Here is a 21,221-nt window from a genome sequence, read left to right on the forward strand (position 1 = left end):
CGCTCGCGCACCGGTTTGATTAAAGAAATTCAGGGAGAAAATTATGTTAGTCAAAGCATTCTTTCAGGGAGCATTAACGCTGTTTTTTTGCCTGGGCGCCGCCGTTGCGCAGGCCGCTGGCGATGTTACGCTGGACTGTAAAAAAGCCGATACGGATACGGCGCTCGATTTCAGCTCGCTTAATCTGTATATCTCTGCGGATATACCGCCAGGCACAGTGCTTTACAGCGGCAAGATGAATATAGCCTTGCTGTGCGCGCTGAATAACTCGCAAAATAATGACCAGGTTGAACTCTATTTTAAGCGTAAACATATTGAAGATAACGTGCCGGGCTACGGGCTGCGGCTTTATACCGGCTATGGTGGAACCCTGGGGACCGAAGTTGAAAATATTGCTACGGGAAAAATGGTCAGGGCCTGCGATGCTGAACCTTTCTGCAATACGATAACGCTGGCAATCCCTTTCCAGATTGTTAAAACATCCGCTGAGATGACCGCGCCAGTGTCGTCGACAGACAAGGTTAATATATTTGACCTGGGAGCAGAAACGGCCGGTACAGACCTGAAGTTTTATGCCACTAATATTCACTCCGGCATCACCGTCAGGGACGAAACCTGCTCAACCATGGGCATAAATAATCTCACGGTCGCACTGGGGAGCTGGTCGCTGGATAAGAACGGCCTGGGCTCAGGGCCGGGTGCCACAAGCGCAGCGACAGCTTTCAGCCTGACGCTCAACTGCGAGGCCTTACTCTCTGGCGCTTTCGACGTTATGATGCAGTTTAACGGTTCGGCGGTCTCTGGCTTAGAAGATAAGGGCGTCGTGGCGCTGACGGCAGCCAGCAATGCGGCGAAAAACGTCGGTATTCAGCTTTTAAATAGCGAGAAACAACCCGTTGCGCTGAACAAGCCTTTTAGCGTTGCTTCCTGGCCGCTCTCCTCATCAACCATAAAAGTGCCGTTTTATGCCCGTTATTATCAAACAGGCCAAAAGATAACGGCCGGGAAAGCGAACGGCCTGGTAACCTATACCCTCAGTTACCAATAGCAAACCACAGGGATCTTATAAATTTTTGAGATATCAGCTGCAATCACCCAATGATATTTCAAACTTGCTAATTAAAGGGATATAAAATGGAAGAATACAAAATAGCCTTATCGGATGAAAGTCCTTTTATAATGAGATCCGCAAGAGATTATCTTGCCTGTTTAACGGCGAAAACCAAAATAGTTATTTTCCCGGCTGAAGGAAAGCTGCTTATCCAGCATTTGAACGCTACACCTGTAGATATGCTGATCACTGAATTTTCTTCAAACTACCGCGACGCTTCTTTAGATGGCATTGAGAAAATAAAAAAGATTACCCAGGACTTTCCTCAACTCAAGTTAGTTATATTAACGGCGCAACGTAACACAGCGATAATACAGGGGATTTTAAAATATCCGCTAGCTGGCCTGGTCAGTAAATATGATGAAGGTGAAGAGCTAACCAATGCGCTGACGCACCTGCTTGCGGATGGCAGGCAGCCCTGGCTCTCTTCCGGTATACGCCGATTGCTTGCCGAGGCAAAGCAAAGAAATGTTAAGAACAGGCTGACGTTGTCAGAAATGGAGGTGATACGTAGAATTGCGCAGGGATACAGCCTTAGCGATATTGCCAGGTTGCGCAAACGTAGCATCAGCACCATTTCCACCCAAAAATATAATGCTATGCGTAAGCTGTTCCTGCATTCCACCAGCGATTTAATAAAATATGCTTTTTCGGAAAAATTGATTTAGCTATTGCTATCACCTCAGGAAAGCGCCAATTGCTAAATCAACAGAACGGCTGGCAGAGTCCGACGGAACACGGACAAGCCGTAGACCTGTCCGTGGAGGTTCGTTTCGCGCATCCATGCGCGAGAACGGTCCGCCTGCCCGCCAGGCGTTTTCTGCTATCAGGCTGGCGCGTTAAGCTCAATAACCCTGTCGGCGCTTTCAATGGTCGAAGGCCGGTGAGCGATAAAGATACGAGTAATTTTCAGCGCCGCTATGGCGGCATTGATATGCGCTTCGTTCGCTAAATCAAGGTGGCTGGTCGCTTCGTCCAGGAACAGAATGTTAGGCCGCCGGTACAGGGCGCGGGCAATCAGCAGACGCTGTTTCTGGCCGCCGGAAAGACTGCCGCCCAGCTCGCTGATTAGCGTTTCGTAGCCCATCGGCATAGCGACGATCTCCTCATGAATATTACAGTCCATTGCGCAGCGGATAATCCGTTCCATCTCCTTTTCGCCGTCAAAGCTGGCAATATTTTCGGCGATAGAACCGGCAAAGAGCTTATCCTCCTGCAGCACGCAGGCGATACATTCCCGATAATTGTTCAGCCCGATATTCGCAATATTCAAACCGTTTATCAGGATTTCGCCTTCGACTGGCGCCAGCAGTCCGGCCATTACCTTCATTAGCGTGGTTTTGCCGATCCCGGAAGGCCCCACTATCGCTACGCTTTCGCCAGCGGCGACGTTGATATGCAGATCGCTAAAAATAGGTTTCGATAGCTTGTCGTACTGATAGGTGACGCCCCGCGCCTCAAAGCTGGCTGGCTCATCCGCCTTCACCAGCGTGCGGCCTGGCTGGCTCTCTTCCGCGTCGGTAAAGACGATATCCGCCACCCTGTCGCTGTGCAGCGCCAGCATTTTTAGCTGCAGCACCATATTGATCAGGCTGGCCGCCCGGTCGGAAAACTGGCCGCGATAGGCGTTAAAAGCGACATACATCCCCAGCGTCATTTGCCCGTCGATAACCATTGAGGCGCCCAGCCACAGGATCACCACCTGATCGATAGTACTGATAAAGGTATTCACGCCGCCAAACAACAGATCGAGCTTGGTCAGGCGGATATTGGCATTGGTGGTATCAATATTGAGGTTAAGCCAGAACTGCGCGCGTTTAGCAGTAATGCCCAGCGCTTTTAGCGTGCCTATGCCATAGAGGCTTTCCATAAAGTGCGAGCTGGCGCGCGCGCCCTTCACAATTTGCTCCTCTTGCGCCTGCCGGTAGCGCTGATAGGTCGCCAGGCGCAGCGTCATATAAATCAGCGTAAAGCCCAGTACCACCCAGACCAGCCAGCCACCATAGAGAAACATCATAATAAACACGCCGATCGACATCAGCGAGTCGATAATGCCGTTGACGATACTGCTGGTCAGCGTCGTGCGAATGGTATCAAGCGAACCGAAGCGGGACTGGATATCACCCAGCTTGCGCTTCTCAAAATAGTTCAGCGGCAGGTTCAGCAGGTGATCGAACATGCCTGCTTTCCACTGCACGTCAATCAGCGATCCCATTACCAGCGACGTCCACGCGCGCAGCATACTGACAAAAGCGCGAAACAGGATAAAGCCCAGCAGCCCGAGGCAAATTAACGCCAGCAAATTGTGGTCTTCCGAGATAATCACGTGATCCATTACCAGCTGCGTGCCGACAGGCATCAGCAGGTTAACCGCCTCAATCACCAGCGACAGGCAGAAGATTTTCGTCAAAAAACCCGGCAGCCCGCTGACGTTTTTCATCATCGCCCTGAAACTCAGGCTGCTGCGCTGCTTAACGCGGGAAAACTCGCTGTCGGGCCACAGCTCCAGCGCCACGCCGGAAAAATGCTGCGACATCTCTGCCAGGCCGACGACGCGACGGCCAAAAGCCGGATCGTGCAGGATAATGCGCGAGCCTCTTACCGCCACCAGCACCACGAAATGGCTCATATCCCAGTGCAGCAGGCAGGGCGTTTTCAACTGCTTCAGCTCGTCAAGATCCAGCGCCAGCGGCCGCGTTTTCAACTTAAGCTGCCTGCCGATATCTATCAGGACGGCCAGCGTTGCGCCATGCGACGAAACGCCGAACCGGCTGCGCAAATTAAATAGATCGATATCCATACCGTGATAGCGGCAGGCCATTACCAGACAGGCCAGCCCGCACTCCGCCGCTTCGGTTTGCAGCACCACGGGCACCTTGCGCCGAAAACTGAAGTTCAGACGCCGCAGGATGTCTTTATACAGAGAATCATTCATTTACAGGCCCGCTAATGCTTTTTTTGAGGTCATAGTAAGGCGACAGCATCCACTGCCAGAGAGGTCGTTTTTCCAGAAACAGCGTGGCCTGGGCCTTCATCCCGCTGGCCAGCGTCAGCGGCTTGCCCTGATAGCTGAAACGGCTCTTTTCCAGCGACACAATCACTTTGTAGTAGGGTTCAATAACGCCGTCGGTACGTGGCAGCGTGTTGTACTTGCCCATTTCCTGATAAGAGGCAGGCACTTTGGAAATCGACAGGATGCGGCCGGGAAACTGGCCATATTTCTCGAAGGGGAAAGCTTCATAGCGTAAATTGATGGCGTCGCCAGGATGCACATAGGGCACGCTGGTATCAGGCAACCACAGCATCAGAAAATAGCGGTTGCTGCTGGCTGGCGTTAGCTGCGCCAGACTATCGCCCACGCTCACCATTTGCCCTTCCGTCACGCTCATGCTTTCGATTTTACCGTCGCTGGGCGCGGTGATAAACAATGTGCCGCTGGCGTCCACCTCTGCCAGCTGGCGCATCAGATCGCTGCGCTGCGCCTCGTACTGAGAGATTTGGTTGTCATACTCAATGCCCTTTGTCAGCAGGTCGCTTTCCAGCGTGCTAATTTGCAGGGATTCCTGAATAACCTGAGTGTTGAGGCTCTGCCAGGCATTTTGCTGCTGGTGGAAAAGATAGCGTTGGTTAAAAAACTGCTCTTTATTAATCAGCCCTTTGCGCAAATATTCACCGTAGCTGGTCATGCTTTTACGCATCTCGCCCAGCCCGCCGGCGGCTTCCGACACCAGCTTTTCCGATTTCAGATGCGCCGCCCGATACTGCTCCAGCTGATGCTGCAAGTTCTTCAGCGTGGCCGCTTTGTTTTTCTGCAGCCGGGCGATGATTGTTTCCGTCAGCGCGATTTGCTGATTAATCGCATCGACCGAACGCACGCTGACGTTACCGGTAGAGGTGATCCTGCTGACGTCAATTTGATAGAGGCGGTCGCCTTTTTTCACGCTTTCGCCCGCTTCCGCCCAGGACCTGGTGATAAAGCCCTGCTGCGGCGCGAATACGGTAATAGCGTGAGGCAGCGAGATAATTTCACCGTTTACGTTAATCCGCCGGGTGAACGTGCCGTAAATGATAAAAGTGAGCAGCAGAATGAAAAACAGCACCGAAGTCACGGCAACCGTCCAGGCAGGATAACCTGAGGTCAACAGTGCCTTTCCGAGCCATTTCGTTTTCAGATACTGCACGGCTTCCATGCGAAATAAAGGTCTTTTTTCCATAATTTTCTTAAACTTTGCTTAATAAGAGGGATTATTCAGAACAAGCTAAGCGTGAATAAAATAACCCCCGGCTTTCCGTGCCAGCGGAAAAAATACACTACCTTTAATATATTTATCAACTTCAATTTATAAAATTGACACAGGAAAGTTCTCTGGCGCTTCATTTAAAAAGAATAAAATTAATTTACGTAGAGAATATTAATATATTATTGGAGTTTTTTTTCAAATATCGTCAATATCGGCATAACCAGTAGCGGTAACAAAGCAGATGGCGGGCAGGCTCAGAATTAATATTAATCCTAATTCGCTCGAAGAAAGAGAATATCATGTGAAACTACCTAAGAAAATTCTTACAATAAGCCGAGGATTTCTCCCATTTTCACGGAGCGACAGATGGCCAGTCATTTTGCACGTTGGATCCTGACGGATACCTGCGTCCCGGTGCACCGACTTTCTCAACAGATAACAGAAACGGCCAGAAACCTGCCGGAAAGGCGGCGAAAGCGTTTTCTGGCCGCGCGTATGCTGCTGGCGGAAATGATGCTGCGTCTTTACGGTATCCCGCAGCTTCCTGAAATTATCTTTTCGCCGCTCGGACGGCCCCGCTTTGCCAATCCACAGCTGCCTGATTTCAGTATCGCCTGCGCAGGCAATATCGTCGGCGTGCTGCTGGCGGAAGAGGATGGCCGCGTCGGGCTGGATATGGAAATAGTTCGCGCCCACAGCCGTCAAACGCTGGAACAGTTTGCGCGTGAAGTCTCGTCACTGGAAAAAGCGTGGATCAAAGCGCAATCCGATCCCAACGAGGCCGCAACCCAGCTCTGGACGCTGCGCCAAAGCGTACTCAAGCTGACGGATAGCCAGGAAAAAGCGTCGCTGCAGCTGCATCCCGCCTCCGGCAGGCTACGCTCGCTGTCGCTGCCGCAAATAGAAGCCGTTTCTGATGTCGAGCCGCTGATCATCTGGTCATGCGCCCATGCGCCGGGCTGTGAACGGCTTTTGCTGTGGGAAATGGACGATACGGGTTGGAAAAGCTTACGGGCTGTATCAGGCCAGTCGCAGGAGATGGGATCGCGCGCGCTGCGCCTGACCAGCCTGCCAGCAGAGAGAATGGGCCAGCTGTAAGCCAGCCCAAATCAGGGCAATCAGTGCGCGTCGATAAATACGATTTTCAGCACAAACAAAATAGCCACGACGATGACGCATGGTGACAGCTCGCGCCAGCGTCCTGTGCCCAGCTTCATCACACAGTAAGAGATGAAACCCAGCGCAATCCCCTCGGTAATGGAGAAGCTGAACGGCATCATAACGGTGGTGACGAATGCCGGTACCGCTTCGGTCAGATCGTCCCACTTCACGCGCGCCAGGCTGGAGGTCATCAGCACGCCAACGTAGATCAGCGCACCCGCCGCAGCATAGGCCGGGACCATACCCGCCAGCGGCGACAGGAACATCACCAGCAGGAACAGGACACCCGTCACTACCGCTACCAGGCCGGTACGACCGCCGATAGAGACGCCGGAAGAGCTCTCGATATAGGCAGTTACGGAAGAAGTGCCGATATAGGCGCCAGCCACTGAGCTGATACTGTCAACGTAAAGCGCCTGTTTCATACGGGGAAAAGTGCCTTTTTCGTCGGTCAGGCCTGCTTTATCCGTCACGCCGATTAGCGTGCCGGAAGAGTCAAACAGGTTTACCAGCATAAAGGAGAAAATGATCCCGGCCATGCCGATATTCAGCGACCCCTTCAGATCGACTTCGCCCAGGATAGAAGTGACGCCCGTCGGCATAGAGAACACGCCGCCATACTTAACGTCACCCAGCGCCAGGCCAATCAGCGTAGTCACCACAATCGATACCAGCACCGCAATGTGAATATTGCGCGAGGCCAGGATGGCGATAATAAAGAAGCCCAGCGCGCCCAGCAGCACGCTGTGCGAGGTCAGATCGCCCACGGCCACCAGCGTTTCTTTGTTGGGCACTACGATACCGGCGTTTTTCAGGCCGATCATCGCGATAAACAGGCCGATACCGGCGGTAATGCCGACACGCAGGCTGACCGGGATATTGGAAATCATCCAGTAGCGCACGCGGAAAATAGTCAACAGCAGCAGGCCTACGGCGCCCCAGAAGATCGCGCCCATGCCCGTTTGCCATGAGACGCCCATTGCGCCGACCACGACAAAAGCAAAAAAGGCGTTCAGGCCCATTGCAGGCGCCAGCGCCACCGGCAGGTTAGCCACCAGCCCCATCAGGATGCTGCCACCGGCCGCAATCAGACAGGTGGTGACAAATACCGCCTGGGTATCCATGCCCGCTACGCCAAGGATCTGCGGGTTCACGAAGACGATATAGACCATGGTCAGGAAAGTGGTAAAACCGGCAATCACTTCCGTTCGCACCGTCGTGCCGTGTTCCTGTAATTTGAAGATCCGCTGCAGTAGACCTGAGTTGTTCATATAAGATTCCAAAACGGAGAAAAGTTTCGTCGGCTATCCTAACCGATAAATTTTAATTTGCCAGATGGCGCCAGCCTTTTTTCGCAACCGATTGCGCCTCGTTTGCCTGAATTTCACTACCGTTAACAGAAATTCTATTTTTTGGTCGCTTTTCAATCACTGCAAGGTAAAGTAGCGGAAAGCCTTTTAATTTAAGGATGAATCGATGTCTGTGAGCTGTATCTTTTTCGACTGCGACGGCACGCTGGTGGATAGCGAGCTGCTTTGCACCCAAGCCTATGTCAATACTTTCGCCCGCTACGGCGTGGAGCTTTCGCTACGGGAAATGTTTGAAAAATATAAGGGCGTAAAGCTTTATGACATTATCGCCGACGTGACTGCTGAGCATCATCTCCGCGCCAGCGTTGAGGAGCTGGAACCGGCTTATCGCCAGGAAGTAGCGAGGCTGTTTGACGAACAGCTACAGCCGATTGCGGGCGCCAAAGCGCTATTGGCGCAGGTTAGCGTGCCGATGTGCGTGGTCTCGAACGGCACAGTGCCTAAAATGCAGCACTCTTTGGGGCTAACCGGTATGCTCGGCCATTTTGATGACCGGTTGTACAGCGGTTATACGATTTCAAGCTGGAAGCCCGATCCGGCGCTGATGCTGTACGCAGCGGAGCAGATGGCGGTACCGATCGAACAATGCATTTTGGTAGATGACTCAGAGGCAGGCGCGAAAGCGGGGATCGCTGCCGGTATTCCGGTGTTCTATTACTGTGCGGATGCCCACAATAAACCGCTGGATCATCCGCTGGTAACGCCTTTTACCGACATGGCGCAGCTGCCGGAGCTGTGGCGGCAAAGAGGCTGGCAGCTTACGCGCTAGCAGCAACCGCGCCGCTATAGCGGCGCGTGAAGTTAATGACAAACCCAGGTCGCGTTTAAATCAGTGACAGAGCAGCAGAGGCAGATCGGAACACGGACACGCCGTAGACCCGTCCATGGGGGCTCGTTTCGCGCGTCCATGCGCGAAAACGGTCCGCTTATCCGCTCAACCTCTACCGCTATCAAGCTGCCGTATTGCTGTAGAAAAAAACCAAAATCCAGAAACGGTTTAGGTTTGTCAGCAGTCTGCCGCGCCGCTATAGCGGCGCGTTTTATTTTAACCAATAGCGCCCAGCGTATCTTCATTCCCCTGCTTTTTCGGCAGCAGGAACAGGGTGGCGAAGATATCCAGCAGATAGATCAGCGCCAGCAGCGTAATGGCTGCGGTAAAAGAGAACTGCATCGCCAATAGCCCAATAACCAGCGGGCCAAAGCCACCGACGCCACGGCCAAGGTTAAACAACACGTTTTGCGCCGTCGCCCTGACCTGCACAGGATAGGTATCGGAGATTAGCGCGCCGTAACCGCCGATCATGCCGTTAACGAACATGCCCATAATTGCGCCCGCGAACAGCATTATCATGGGATCGCGCAGCTGGGCATACAGAATAACCATTACCACCGCGCCAGTCTGATAGATCAGGAAAATCTTCCAGCGCGCGAAGCGATCCGCCAGCATGCCGAACAGCCAGATACCGAACGTCATGCCTATTACCGTCACCGCCGTCCACAGCCCTGATTTAGTCAGCGAAAAACCAAAGCGCGCGGACAGATAGCCCGGCATCCAGATCATCAGGCCGTAATAGCCAAAATTCTGCACCGAACAAAGGATAAGGATGCCCAGGCTGGCTTTGGTCGTGGCGGCATCCTTAAACAGCAACTTGAGGCGCGCGGCGAAAGAAAGGCCCTGATGCACATCGACATGGCGTGTAAACCCTTCCGGCTCGCCTAGTCCACGACGAATAAAAAAGGAAACCACCGCAGGCAAGAGTCCTACAAGGAACATGCCGCGCCAGCCGATCAGATTCAGCAGCGGCGGCGTGATAAAAGCCGCCAGCAGCACGCCCAACTGCCAGCCGATGCCAACCCAGGCAGAAGCGCGGTTACGTTTGTTGGCGGGCCAGGCTTCCGCAATTAGCGCCATGCCGATGCCGAACTCGCCGCCCAGGCCAACGCCCGCCAGCGTGCGGTACGCCAGCAGATCCCAGTAGCCCTGGGCGAAAGCACACAGGCCGGTAAAAACGGAAAACATCAGGATAGTAAAGGTTAAAACGCGAATGCGCCCCAGCCGATCGCTAAGGTGGCCGAACAGCACGCCGCCGATCACGGCACCGATCAGTGTCCACGTCACCAGCGAACCGGCCTGTGAAGTATCCAACGCCAGCGAAACGCTGATGGCGGGCAGCATAAAGCCCAGGATCAGCAGATCGAAGCCGTCCATGGCATAACCGCTGATTGCCGCCAGCATCGCTTTGCCGGGCGTGGCGCTGCTTTTTATCTTTTGAGTCACGGGAGTTCCTTGCCGGTATAAAGTGCGGCAAGTATAAATTATGGTCGCTGGCAGACCAACTAAAGTCAAACGGCAACTGCTCGCGAACCTGAGTCGAAGAAGCAGGAAACGCTTTTGCAGCTTTTTCTGCCAAAAGCCGCCGGAAAAATGCGCTGGCGGCCGTCCGGCTATAGCGCTTAGATAAGCTTTTCGTTTACCCCAGCGATCGTGGGGTTAATAACTTCCGCGAAGGTTAGATCTCTTTTGAGGGCTGGCGTTGTTTGATCTCTTTTGAGGGCTAGCGTTACCAGATTGTTAGCTTCAAAAGCCGTATATTTCTCTGTCTCCTCCATCAGAGATATATTGGTCAACATTTTTTCAAAGTTATTTATTTTACTCATGGTTTCTTCGAATTGATGCGGCGAATCAACTTCTTTAAGAAGCTTTAAATGCGCATTTGTGTTTTTAGCAGAAATAATTTTTTGGGCAATCGGACGATATTGCGAGTCCGCTTTTGCCAGATTAAAAGCCATCTGACTGCTTTTAAATAGATTCACCCGAATTTTGTTGATTATTTGCACTTTCAAACACTCCTTTATGCTAAAATTTATTACATCTCATATAGTTCTTGTGATTAATTTTGATAATAACGAGATAAAACTCATGGGGAAGTCTGAGGTATAGGAAAAGAAGAAACTATCAAAAAGCGACTAATTAAAGATTAGCAAAACGGACGGGGAGTGGCGCTTGCAGGCATTATGGCGGCCAGAGCCGCCAGTAACGTTAATCAAACCGGCTTGTCGTCGCTTTCGCCGGTCAGCAGTTCATCCAGCTTGTCGCCGCCAACGTGGCGGAAATCCTGGCCTTTAACGAAGTAAAAGATGATTTCGCAAATATTCTGGCAGCGGTCGCCGATACGCTCGATGGCGCGGGCGCAGAACAGCGCGGTCAATACGCTGGGAATAGTACGCGGATCTTCCATCATATAGGTCATTAACTGGCGCACTATGCCTTCATATTCCTGATCGACCTTCTTATCTTCCCGATAAATTTCGATAGCGGCGTTCAGATCCATGCGCGCGAAGGCATCCAGCACATCATGCAGCATCTGAATCGTGTGATAGCCCAGCGACTCCAGACTCACCAGCAGCGACTGGTGCTGCTGGCCGAATTTTTCCAGCGCCGTGCGGCTGATTTTCTCCGCCACGTCGCCAATGCGCTCCAGCTCGGAGATGGTTTTGATAATCGCCATCACCAGCCTCAGATCGCTGGCGGTCGGCTGACGCTTGGCGATGATGCGTACGCACGCCTCGTCAATCGACACCTCCATCATATTGACTTTCTGGTCGCCGTCGATAACCTGCTGCGCCAGCTCGGCATCCTGGTTATGCATGGCGACGATAGCATCCGTCAGCTGTTTTTCCACCATACCGCCCATGGTCAACACCTGGGTGCGGATGTGCTCCAGCTCGGCGTTAAACTGCCCGGAGATATGTTTGTTCAGGTTCAGGTTATCCATGCTGTTCTCCAGTCATTAACCATAGCGGCCAGTGATGTAGTCTTCGGTTTGTTTTTGGTGTGGTTTGGTAAATAGCGTATCCGTATCGCTGAATTCAATCAGTTCACCCAGATACATAAAGGCCGTATGATCGGAACAACGTGCCGCCTGCTGCATATTATGGGTAACTATTACAACGGTATAGTCCTGCTTCAGCTCGGTGATCAGCTCTTCGATACGGCCGGTAGAAATAGGATCCAGCGCGGAACAAGGCTCATCCAACAGCAGCACCTCTGGCCGGATCGCAATACCGCGCGCGATGCAAAGGCGCTGCTGCTGGCCGCCGGAAAGGCTGTAGCCGCTCTGGTGCAGCTTGTCTTTGGTTTCCGTCCACAGCGCCGCTTTGGTCAGCGCCCATTGTACGCGCTCGTCCATCTCGGCGCGGGGAAGTTTTTCAAACAGGCGTACACCGAAGGCTATGTTATCGTAAATCGACATCGGGAACGGCGTCGGCTTCTGGAACACCATGCCGACGCGCGCGCGCAGTAGGGCAATGTCCTGGCTGGCGGTCAGAATGTTTTCGCCATCCAGCAGGATCTCGCCTTCCGCCCGCTGCTCAGGGTAGAGCGAAAACATCTTATTAAAGGTGCGCAGCAGCGTTGACTTACCGCAGCCGGACGGCCCGATAAAAGCGGTCACCTGGTTTTTAGCAATATCCAGGTTGATATTCTTCAGCGCGTGAAATTTGCCGTAATAGAAATTTAAATCACGAACCTGGATCATATTGCCGGAAGTATTGTCAGCCATTCTCTTTCTCGCTTGTGCGCGCCGCCGCAGCCGCGCGTTTTATCAATGTTTGCTTTTGGCAAAAATCACGCGCGCCAGGATATTCAGGATCAGCACGCAGAGGGTAATCAGCAGCACGCCCGCCCAGGCCAGACTTTGCCACTCGGCAAACGGGCTCATAGCGAATTTAAAGATTGTCACCGGCAGGTTCGCCAGCGGCTGCAGCATATCTGTGCTCCAAAACTGGTTAGAGAGCGAGGTAAACAACAGCGGCGCCGTTTCCCCGGCAATACGCGCAATAGCCAGCAGCACGCCGGTCAGAATGCCGGATACCGAGGCCTTCAGCGTGATAGCGGAAATCATCTTCCATTTCGGCGTGCCCAGCGCATAGGCCGCTTCGCGCAGGCTATCCGGCACCAGCTTCAGCATATTTTCCGTGGTGCGGATAACGATCGGGATTTGCAGCAGCGCCAGCGCCACCGCGCCCGCCAGGCCGGAGAAGTGCTGCATTTGCGCTACCACCAGCGTATACACGAACAGGCCGACCACGATAGAAGGCGCGGAAAGCAGGATATCGTTAATAAAGCGGATGGTTTCCGCCAGCCAGCCTTTGCGGCCATATTCCGCCAGATAGATGCCCGCCAGAATGCCTAACGGCGTGCCGACAATCGTCGACCAGAAGATCAGCAGGCCGCTGCCCATAATGGCATTGGCCAGACCGCCGCCGGTGGTATTTGGTGGCGGCGTGTTTTCTGTAAACAGCGCCAGCGTCATGCCGTCGATGCCGCGCGTAATGGTTGCCCACAGGATCCAGATCAGCCAGAACAGACCAAAGGCCATCGTCAGCAGGGAAAGCGCCAGCGCAATGCGGTTTTTCATCCGCCGCCACGCCTGCATTTTACGGCGTGAGGCTTCCAGCTCCGCGCGGGACTGCATCGCCATCATGCTCATGAGCGCGCTCCTTCACTTTTCGCCAGCCGCAGGATCATCAACTTTGAACAGGCCAACACGATAAAGGTAATCACAAACAGGATCAGGCCCAGCTCCATCAGCGCGGCGGTATGCACGCCTGATTCTGCTTCAGCAAACTCGTTCGCCAGCGCCGAGGTGATACTGTTGCCCGGCATAAACAGCGAGGCACTGTCCAGCTGGTAGGTATTGCCGATAATAAAGGTGACCGCCATGGTTTCGCCCAGCGCGCGGCCCAGACCCAGCATAATGCCGCCGATGACGCCGTTTTTGGTGAACGGCAGCACGATGCGCCAGATCACTTCCCAGGTGGTACAGCCGATGCCGTAGGCGGACTCTTTCATCATTACCGGTGTTTGCTCGAACACGTCGCGCATAACGGAAGCGATATAGGGAATAATCATAATCGCCAGGATAATCCCGGCAGCCAGAATGCCGATGCCGAAAGCCGGGCCGGAAAACAGCGTGCCGACAATCGGCACCGAAGACATCAGCTCGCCCAGCGGCGCCTGGAAATAAGTAGCGAACAGCGGAGCAAAGATAAACAGCCCCCACATGCCGTAAACGATGCTGGGAATAGCGGCCAGCAGCTCAATCGCCATACCTAAAGGACGACGCAGCCAATTCGGCGCGAGTTCGGTAAGAAACAGTGCGATGCCGAAGCTTACCGGCACGGCGATAATCAGGGCGATAACAGAAGTGACCAGCGTGCCGTAAATCGGCACCAACGCGCCGAACTGTTCATTAGGCGCATCCCAGGTTTTCGTCCACAGGAAAGAGAGGCCGAACTTCTGAATGCTGGGCCAGGAAGAGAAGATAAGCGAGACGATAATGCCGCCAAGCAGCAACAGCACAATCAGCGCGGCCAGTTTGACCAGCGCGCCGAAAATAATGTCGCCCTGCTTGCCCGGCGCGCTGAATGTCGGCCTGGTTGTAGCCATAAAATTCCCGATAGTAAAAGTGTTGGGCGGCACGACGGCCGCCCGGGACCCGCAGCTGATAAATCAGCTTAGTACAGCGCTTTGCCTGAGCTGTCTTTGATATTGGTTTTCCAGGCGGCGCGAATTTGCTCGACCACGGAATCCGGCAGCGCCGCATAGTCTAGGCTGGTAGTGGTGGCATTGCCGTTTTTATAGGCCCAGTCGAAGAACTTCAGCACCGCCGCGCCTTTCTCCGCATTGGCCTGCTCTTTGTGCAGCAAAATAAAGGTAGTGGACGTGATCGGCCAGGCGTCGTCGCCTTTCTGGTAAGTCAGATCCTGGGCAAAGGACTTGCTCCAGTCAGCGCCTTTCGCCGCATTGCTGAAGCTTTGTTCGCCTGGCGCGACGGCTTTGCCGTCGGCATCTACTAGTTTGGTGTAGGCCAGATTATTTTGTTTGGCGTAGGCGTACTCAACGTAGCCGATAGAGCCAGGCAGACGCTGCACGAAAGCGGCCACGCCGTCATTACCCTTACCGCCCAGACCGGTTGGCCAGTTTACGGTATTGCCCTTGCCAATTTTGCTGTTCCAGTCGCTGTTCACTTTCGCCAGATAGCTGGTAAATACGAAGGAAGTGCCTGAACCATCGGCGCGACGCACCACGTTGATGTTGGCATCAGGCAGCTTGATGCCCGGGTTCAGTTTGGTGATGGCCGGATCGTTCCACTTTTTCACATTGCCCAGATAGATGTCGCCAACGGTCTTGCCGTCCAGCGTCAGCTCGCCCGACGTCACGCCCGGAATATTCACCGCCAGCACCACGCCGCCAATCACGGTGGGAAACTGGAACAGGCCGTTTTTCTGCAGATCTTCCTCTTTCATCGGCGCATCGGAAGCGCCAAAGTCGACGGTTTTCGCAATAATCTGTTTTACGCCGCCGGAGGAACCAATGCCCTGATAATTAATCTGCGCGCCTGTTGCTTTGTTGTACTCGGCTGCCCACTTGTTATAAACCGGTGCCGGGAACGTGCCGCCAGCGCCCGTCAGATTGTCGGCGGCGAAAGCAGAAACCGCGCTCAGCGACAGCGTGATAGCCACACAGCGAGCCAGATTTTTTTGCATCAGTGTCATATTCCCTCCAGGGGATTAAAGTCAGTCTTTATACTGTTTTAGTATGAATAATGATTGCTGCTGGAGGCAAAATAGGACAGTTTAGTGACAGTAAAATGTCCGTTATATGACAGTTTTGTGACGACTATCTTTTAGTCAGCCGATGCTGAAAAAGCTGGTCTGAAGCTCGGCGCCCTTCGCTTTGAGCGCGCCTCTTCTGAATAAACATACTGAATTGCCAGTCACCATAAAACGCGACATGGCTTGCACCGAGTCGCTGTTGCGCGTGAAATTAATGAAACAAACCGGCAGCCAGTTTTACCTGAATACGGCAGCCGACAAGAAAAAGAGGCTTCATTGCATAAAGGGACGTTATCAGAGGGATCCCTCGTAAGGGGTTACCCGGCAGTCAAAAGATCTGCAAGACGGTGCGGTTAAAAATGAATTTATCTTTTCTCTAAGAGTTGATACCGTCCAATATACCCACTTTTTTTAAATGGGTAAGATGAGGACAGTTCTACGACAAGGAGAAGAACATATTATGACCTGGGAATATTCACAACGGACGGGTGTTCTCACCCACAATGGGCAGTTTTTTGCGCAGGGATAACTTCCGCATACATGGAGGAAGTCGAAGCGGAGCGCATACGGCTTCTCAGGGATGCATCATTATTGACGGCATATCCAGAAGACAGCAGATCGTAGAGAGTGGCGATTCAATTCTGGTGGTGCGGCAATGAAAATTATCTTCGCTGTGCTGTTATTTTTATTATTACCCCTCTCTGTTTCTGCTTCTCCCCCTGTTACGGCCGAAAAGCTGGCGAAAGATATTGAAAAGCAAGGGCCAGAAAAAGTTATTTCAGAATTATATACTCATGAAGAAAAAGACTGGCGGTATGTAACGGAACAGATAGCAAAAGGCGATGACAACTGGCTTCACATCGCTGCACTTCTGGCACCTGGTGCTGATGCTGACTCCGCTGAGACACTAAGCGTTGCAGTAGGGCTGGCTATCCCTCATAACCCTTCCGGTGTTTTGCATATACTAACAAACCGCTATATATCCCTTAGCCCAGGAGAGATATGCGGGCTCCCTTTTTACAATATGACTGAAGCTCAGTTTAACCAGTACGTGCTTGACTCCATTCGGGCTCTTTACAAGGTTCCTTCCAGTAAGGCCTGCATAGATATCATGGTAAATATTATTGGTCAGTCTGATAAATTCAGGGAGGATATTTAAATGGCAATACCGGTTTACATGTTTATGACTGATGATGCTGGAAATAAAATCAAAGGCTCCGTAGACGTAAAGGGCCGTGAACACAGTGCTGAAGTCCTGGGGTTACATCATGCAGTGTCGCTCCCTGTTGACAATGCGTCAGGAAAGATAACAGGGAAACACAGACACCTTGCCTATCTTATAGAGAAAGAAACTGACGCCTCAACACCTTATCCGTATCAGGCATTATCGAAAGGTAAAACGCTCAAATCCGCAGAGTTGAAATTCTATCGTATAAACCATGCCGGGCAGGAAGAAGAATATTTCAACACGTTACTTGAAGATGTTAAGGTCGTGACAATCCTTCCCATAATGCATGATATTAAGGACAGGACAAAGGAAAATTTTAATCATATGGAAGCAATAGAATTGAGATATAAGAAAATTACCTGGCGTTATCTGGATGGAAACGTAATTCATACCGATAGCTGGAACGATCGTAAAACCGCCACGACAGAATTTAATAATCCTATAAATTTATAAAGATCAGGATTAAGGAACTGCAACATGCAAACGAATTATCAGCCATGAGTCTGAATAAAATAACGCGCTAACCCCTCACAGGATTAGCGCGTTGGTCGGTTACTCTACCGTGACCGATTTCGCCAGGTTGCGCGGCTGATCGACATCGGTGCCTTTAATCAGCGCAACGTGATAAGAGAGCAGCTGTAGCGGCACGGTGTAGAAGATTGGCGCAATAACCTCTTCCACATGCGGCAGCGGGATAATGCGCATGCCTTCGCTATCCGCAAAACCCGCATCCCGGTCGGCGAACACGTACAGCAGGCCGCCGCGCGCGCGCACCTCTTCAATATTCGACTTCAGCTTCTCCAGCAGCTCGTTATTCGGCGCTACCACGATAACCGGCATATCGGCATCGATCAGCGCCAGCGGGCCATGTTTCAGCTCGCCAGCCGCGTAGGCTTCCGCATGAATATAGGAGATTTCCTTCAGCTTCAGCGCGCCTTCCATCGCAATCGGATACTGGTCGCCACGGCCCAGGAACAGCGCGTGGTGCTTGTCGGAGAACTCTTCCGCCAGCGCTTCAATCATTTTGTCCTGCGACAGCATTTGCTCAATACGGCTTGGCAGAGCCTGTAGACCATGGACGATATCGTGCTCGATCTGCTCATCCATGCCTTTCAGGCGGCCGATTTTCGCCACCAGCATCAGCAAAACGGTTAGCTGAGTAGTAAAGGCTTTGGTGGAGGCTACGCCGATTTCCGTGCCGGCTTTAGTCATCAAAGCCAGATTGGATTCGCGCACCAGCGAAGAGCCAGCCACGTTGCAGATCGCCAGCGAACCAAGATAGCCCAGCTCTTTTGACAGGCGCAGCGCCGCCAGGGTATCCGCCGTTTCACCAGACTGCGACAGCGTGATCATCAGGCTATTCTTGCGCACGGCTGATTTGCGATAGCGGAATTCGGAGGCAATCTCTACATCGCACGGCACGTTGGCCAGCGCCTCAAACCAGTAACGGGAAACCATGCCGGAGTTATAAGAAGTGCCGCAGGCAACGATCTGGATATGCTCTACCTGCGACAGCAGCTCATTGGCGTGCGGGCCAAGCTCCGAGAGATCCACCTCGCCATGGCTGAAACGCCCGCTCAGGGTGTTTTTGATCGCCATCGGCTGTTCGTAGATCTCTTTCTGCATGTAATGGCGGTAAAGCCCTTTATCACCGGCATCGTACTGCACGTTAGATTCGATTTCGCTACGCTGCACGCGCTCGCCCAGGCGATCGAAAATCATGACATCGCGGCGGCTGACTTCCGCAATATCGCCCTCTTCCAGATAGATAAAGCGGCGAGTAACCGGCAGGAGCGCCAGCTGGTCGGAGGCGATAAAGTTCTCGCCCATGCCACGGCCGACAACCAGCGGGCTACCAGAACGAGCTGCCACCAGGACGGACGGATCGCGGCTGTCCATGATAACCATGCCGTATGCGCCGCGCAGCTGCGGGATCACGCGCTGCACAACCTCGCGCAACGAGCCACCAGCCTCTTTCTGCTCCCAGTGCACCAGATGCGCTACTACTTCGGTATCCGTCTCGGATGCAAAATGGTAACCCAGCGCCTTTAGCCGCTCGCGCAGCGGTTCGTGGTTTTCGATAATGCCGTTATGCACGATAACGATATGTTCTGAGATATGAGGGTGCGCATTGGCTTCGGAAGGTTCGCCATGCGTTGCCCAGCGCGTGTGCGCAATACCCGTGCCGCCGTGCAGCGGCGTGGTTTCTGCCGCTTCCGCCAGCTTTTGTACCTTGCCCAGGCGACGCAGGCGGGTAATTTCGCCCGCCGCCGTTACTACGGCCAGACCAGCGGAGTCGTAACCCCGGTATTCCAGACGACGTAAGCCTTCCAGCAGGATTTCTGCGATATCACGCTGCGCTACTGCACCTACAATTCCACACATAGTAAATTTCCTGACGTTATGGCGTTTGCCATTAACTTTGTCTTCTGCCTGTTTGTTCCGGTCTTTGCCGGTTCCCCGAGCCTTGTAGAGAGTGGGGATTATTTTTATGTGGGACGTTTTACGTCCCTTAACGCTCTCGGGCGATCTTCGCCGCCCGTAAAATTATTTTTTCTTTACTGGCCGCTGCCAGCTGGTTTTCAAATTCTGCTCTTTACGATTGTAGGCCAGACCAGCGGCGGGGATATCTTTCATTACCGTGGTGCCTGCGGCGATTGTCGTGCCAGCCGCTACCGAAACTGGCGCCACCAGCTGAGTATCAGAGCCGACAAAGACATCATTGCCAATGATCGTTAGCGACTTATTAACACCGTCATAGTTGCAGGTAATGGTACCCGCGCCGATGTTCACGTTGTCGCCAATCTGCGCATCGCCGAGGTAGCTTAAATGGCCCGCCTTGGAGCCTTTGCCCAGCGAGGCTTTTTTCATTTCGACAAAGTTGCCGACGTGCGCGCCAGCCGCCAGCGAACTGCCTGGACGAAGACGGGCAAAGGGGCCAACGGTGCAGGCGGCGGCCAGCTCGGCATTTTCCAGCACGCTGTAAGGACTGATTTCGCAGTCGTCGCCAATCACGCAGTTTTTCAGCACGCAGCCGCTGCCGATTTTTACGCGGTCGCCAAGCTGTACATGGCCTTCAATAATGACATTGGTATCGATCTCCACATCGCGGCCATGCTTAAGCTCGCCACGAAGATCGAAACGCGCGGGATCTCTTAGCATCACGCCTGCCAGCAGCAATTTTTCCGCCTGCTGCGCCTGATAAACGCGTTCCAGCGTCGCCAGCTGTAGCCGGTTATTGACGCCATCCGTTTCCGAGCTGCGTTCAGGATGCACCGTTTCTGTAGTACGCCCTTCCTGATGCGCCAGTGCGATAATGTCCGTGATGTAATATTCGCCCTGGGCATTGTTGTTGGTCAGCTTGCTTAGCCAACGCTTCAGATCGCCGCCGTTGGCCAGCAGGATGCCGGTATTGATCTCACGAATAGTTAACTGTTCCGGCGTGGCGTCCTTTTGCTCAACGATGCCCACTACGGCGCCCTGCTCGCGCAGAATACGGCCGTAGCCAGTCGGGTTATCCAGAATAACCGTTAACAGTGCAATGCCGCCCTGCGGCTTCGCCTGGCGCAAGCGCTGCAGCGTTTCCGTAGAGATTAACGGCACATCGCCATACAGCATCAGAATATCTTCGTCGTCAGCAAAGCAGGGCGCGGCCTGCTGCATGGCATGGCCAGTACCCAGCTGCTCGGCCTGTAATACCCAGTTCAGCGCGGGATCCGTCAGAGTAGACTTTAAAAGCTCACCGCCGTGGCCGTAGACCAGATGGACTTTGTCCGCGCCTACGCTACTGGCTGCGTCAATGACGTGTTGAACCATCGGCTTGCCAGCCAGAAGATGAAGAACTTTAGGGAGATCGGAGTACATACGGGTTCCCTTGCCTGCGGCAAGGATCACCACACTCATCGCGCTGTTTGACATAGACATCCTGCTTGGTGACTGAAAATCGCTTTCCTGGCGAAAAGTAAATCGGGTTTGCAGCAAAAATGCTACTTTTTTTACCTTTCGAAAATACTTCCCGCCGGGCCGAAAAAGGGCGTCATTCCTGAAAAACAGGCGATTTTCCCTTAACCCTCGCATGATATCATTAAATCTCAACCGCCCATTATTTTCCGTGGCTGGCCTAATCAGAGATTTTTATTTTTTAGCCACTCCGAGACTTTTTGCTGGAGGACAACGATAATTTCACTACCGCTAGTGCCTGCAATAGCGGCGAAAAGCAGCGTTTGCGTGGTGGAGGCATTAAAGTCTACACAAAGCAAACCGACAACAAAGCCGGTGAACATTGAGATGAAGATATGCTTCATGAAATGAGCAAGCTTGCCTTTATTTTCTTTTACCAGCTCGCCATGAATAAAGTAATTAACAACACCTCCTGCACAAGCAACTATCATAGCATCCAGCAGGTGATGTTCCGTCAGAAACTTCACCAGCAGCATAGTTTCACTATTATTTATCACAGTATTACCTTTGGAATATAAACGGCCTGTCTT

General features: G+C 52.8%; 19 protein-coding genes. 6 read left to right on the top strand and 13 right to left on the bottom strand.

The genetic code is table 11. The features are described from left to right. Positions 1-43: 43 nt before the first annotated feature. The gene (locus ACETPC_RS14995; protein ID WP_380182589.1) at positions 44-1,048 is read left to right on the top strand and encodes a fimbrial protein; all 1,005 of its coding nucleotides are present in this window, start codon (positions 44-46) and stop codon (positions 1,046-1,048) included. Positions 1,049-1,134: 86 nt separating this feature from the next. Beyond that, positions 1,135-1,779 carry a LuxR C-terminal-related transcriptional regulator gene (locus ACETPC_RS15000; protein WP_380182591.1) on the top strand — a complete coding sequence of 215 codons (645 nt, stop codon included), beginning with the start codon at positions 1,135-1,137 and terminating at the stop codon, positions 1,777-1,779. A 158-nt stretch (positions 1,780-1,937) separates the two neighbouring features. Here ACETPC_RS15000 and ACETPC_RS15005 read toward each other — a convergent pair whose 3' ends face one another. Continuing rightward, entirely contained in the window at positions 1,938-4,046 is a 2,109-nt protein-coding gene (locus tag ACETPC_RS15005; protein WP_380182593.1) for a peptidase domain-containing ABC transporter, read from the bottom strand. Continuing rightward, on the bottom strand, positions 4,039-5,325 hold the full coding sequence (locus tag ACETPC_RS15010) for an HlyD family secretion protein (protein WP_380182595.1): 1,287 nt from the start codon (positions 5,323-5,325) through the stop codon (positions 4,039-4,041). The genes ACETPC_RS15005 and ACETPC_RS15010 overlap by 8 nt, the downstream gene beginning before the upstream one ends. Before the next feature lie 393 nt (positions 5,326-5,718). Here ACETPC_RS15010 and ACETPC_RS15015 point away from each other — a divergent pair, with 393 nt between their 5' ends. Further along, positions 5,719-6,450, top strand: coding sequence for a 4'-phosphopantetheinyl transferase family protein (locus ACETPC_RS15015; RefSeq protein ID WP_380182597.1), 732 nt, complete (start codon positions 5,719-5,721; stop codon positions 6,448-6,450). A gap of 20 nt (positions 6,451-6,470) precedes the next feature. Here ACETPC_RS15015 and ACETPC_RS15020 read toward each other — a convergent pair whose 3' ends face one another. Next, positions 6,471-7,784: an NCS2 family permease gene (locus ACETPC_RS15020; RefSeq protein WP_380182599.1), complete on the bottom strand. Its 1,314-nt coding sequence runs from the start codon at positions 7,782-7,784 to the stop codon at positions 6,471-6,473. Between the two features lie 205 nt (positions 7,785-7,989). Here ACETPC_RS15020 and yieH point away from each other — a divergent pair, with 205 nt between their 5' ends. Continuing rightward, entirely contained in the window at positions 7,990-8,652 is a 663-nt protein-coding gene (yieH, locus tag ACETPC_RS15025; protein ID WP_380182601.1) for a 6-phosphogluconate phosphatase, read from the top strand. Positions 8,653-8,928: 276 nt separating this feature from the next. Here the strand turns inward: yieH and ACETPC_RS15030 are convergent, their stop codons facing one another. The 7 genes from ACETPC_RS15030 to pstS all read right to left on the bottom strand — a co-directional run bounded on the left by ACETPC_RS15030 (position 8,929) and on the right by pstS (position 15,443). After that, positions 8,929-10,119: an MFS transporter gene (locus tag ACETPC_RS15030; RefSeq protein ID WP_380182699.1), complete on the bottom strand. Its 1,191-nt coding sequence runs from the start codon at positions 10,117-10,119 to the stop codon at positions 8,929-8,931. Between the two features lie 218 nt (positions 10,120-10,337). Continuing rightward, entirely contained in the window at positions 10,338-10,721 is a 384-nt protein-coding gene (locus ACETPC_RS15035) for a hypothetical protein (RefSeq protein ID WP_380182603.1), read from the bottom strand. Positions 10,722-10,927: 206 nt separating this feature from the next. After that, on the bottom strand, positions 10,928-11,659 hold the full coding sequence (gene phoU / locus ACETPC_RS15040; RefSeq protein WP_380182604.1) for a phosphate signaling complex protein PhoU: 732 nt from the start codon (positions 11,657-11,659) through the stop codon (positions 10,928-10,930). Between the two features lie 15 nt (positions 11,660-11,674). After that, entirely contained in the window at positions 11,675-12,445 is a 771-nt protein-coding gene (pstB, locus tag ACETPC_RS15045; protein WP_380182606.1) for a phosphate ABC transporter ATP-binding protein PstB, read from the bottom strand. 42 nt (positions 12,446-12,487) lie between these two features. Next, positions 12,488-13,375, bottom strand: a complete 888-nt coding sequence (gene pstA / locus ACETPC_RS15050; protein ID WP_380182607.1) for a phosphate ABC transporter permease PstA — start codon at positions 13,373-13,375, stop codon at positions 12,488-12,490. Further along, entirely contained in the window at positions 13,372-14,334 is a 963-nt protein-coding gene (gene pstC / locus ACETPC_RS15055; protein WP_380182609.1) for a phosphate ABC transporter permease PstC, read from the bottom strand. The genes pstA and pstC overlap by 4 nt, the downstream gene beginning before the upstream one ends. 68 nt (positions 14,335-14,402) lie before the next feature. Beyond that, a complete protein-coding gene (gene pstS / locus ACETPC_RS15060) occupies positions 14,403-15,443 on the bottom strand; it encodes a phosphate ABC transporter substrate-binding protein PstS (protein ID WP_380182611.1) in 1,041 nt (346 codons plus the stop codon). A 715-nt stretch (positions 15,444-16,158) separates the two neighbouring features. Here pstS and ACETPC_RS15065 point away from each other — a divergent pair. Further along, entirely contained in the window at positions 16,159-16,662 is a 504-nt protein-coding gene (locus tag ACETPC_RS15065) for a hypothetical protein (RefSeq protein ID WP_380182613.1), read from the top strand. Then, positions 16,663-17,184: a type VI secretion system tube protein TssD gene (gene tssD, locus ACETPC_RS15070; protein ID WP_380182615.1), complete on the top strand. Its 522-nt coding sequence runs from the start codon at positions 16,663-16,665 to the stop codon at positions 17,182-17,184. A 99-nt stretch (positions 17,185-17,283) separates the two neighbouring features. Here the strand turns inward: tssD and glmS are convergent, their stop codons facing one another. From glmS to ACETPC_RS15085, 3 genes are all read right to left on the bottom strand, one after another. Beyond that, positions 17,284-19,116, bottom strand: coding sequence for a glutamine--fructose-6-phosphate transaminase (isomerizing) (gene glmS / locus ACETPC_RS15075; protein ID WP_380182617.1), 1,833 nt, complete (start codon positions 19,114-19,116; stop codon positions 17,284-17,286). A 162-nt stretch (positions 19,117-19,278) separates the two neighbouring features. Next, the gene (glmU, locus tag ACETPC_RS15080; protein WP_380182619.1) at positions 19,279-20,649 is read right to left on the bottom strand and encodes a bifunctional UDP-N-acetylglucosamine diphosphorylase/glucosamine-1-phosphate N-acetyltransferase GlmU; all 1,371 of its coding nucleotides are present in this window, start codon (positions 20,647-20,649) and stop codon (positions 19,279-19,281) included. A 206-nt stretch (positions 20,650-20,855) separates the two neighbouring features. Next, a complete protein-coding gene (locus tag ACETPC_RS15085; RefSeq protein ID WP_380182621.1) occupies positions 20,856-21,188 on the bottom strand; it encodes a phage holin family protein in 333 nt (110 codons plus the stop codon). Positions 21,189-21,221: the final 33 nt, after the last annotated feature.

The sequence above is a fragment of the Pantoea sp. sgz302252 genome (assembly GCF_042610525.1).
Lineage (GTDB): Bacteria > Pseudomonadota > Gammaproteobacteria > Enterobacterales > Enterobacteriaceae > Erwinia.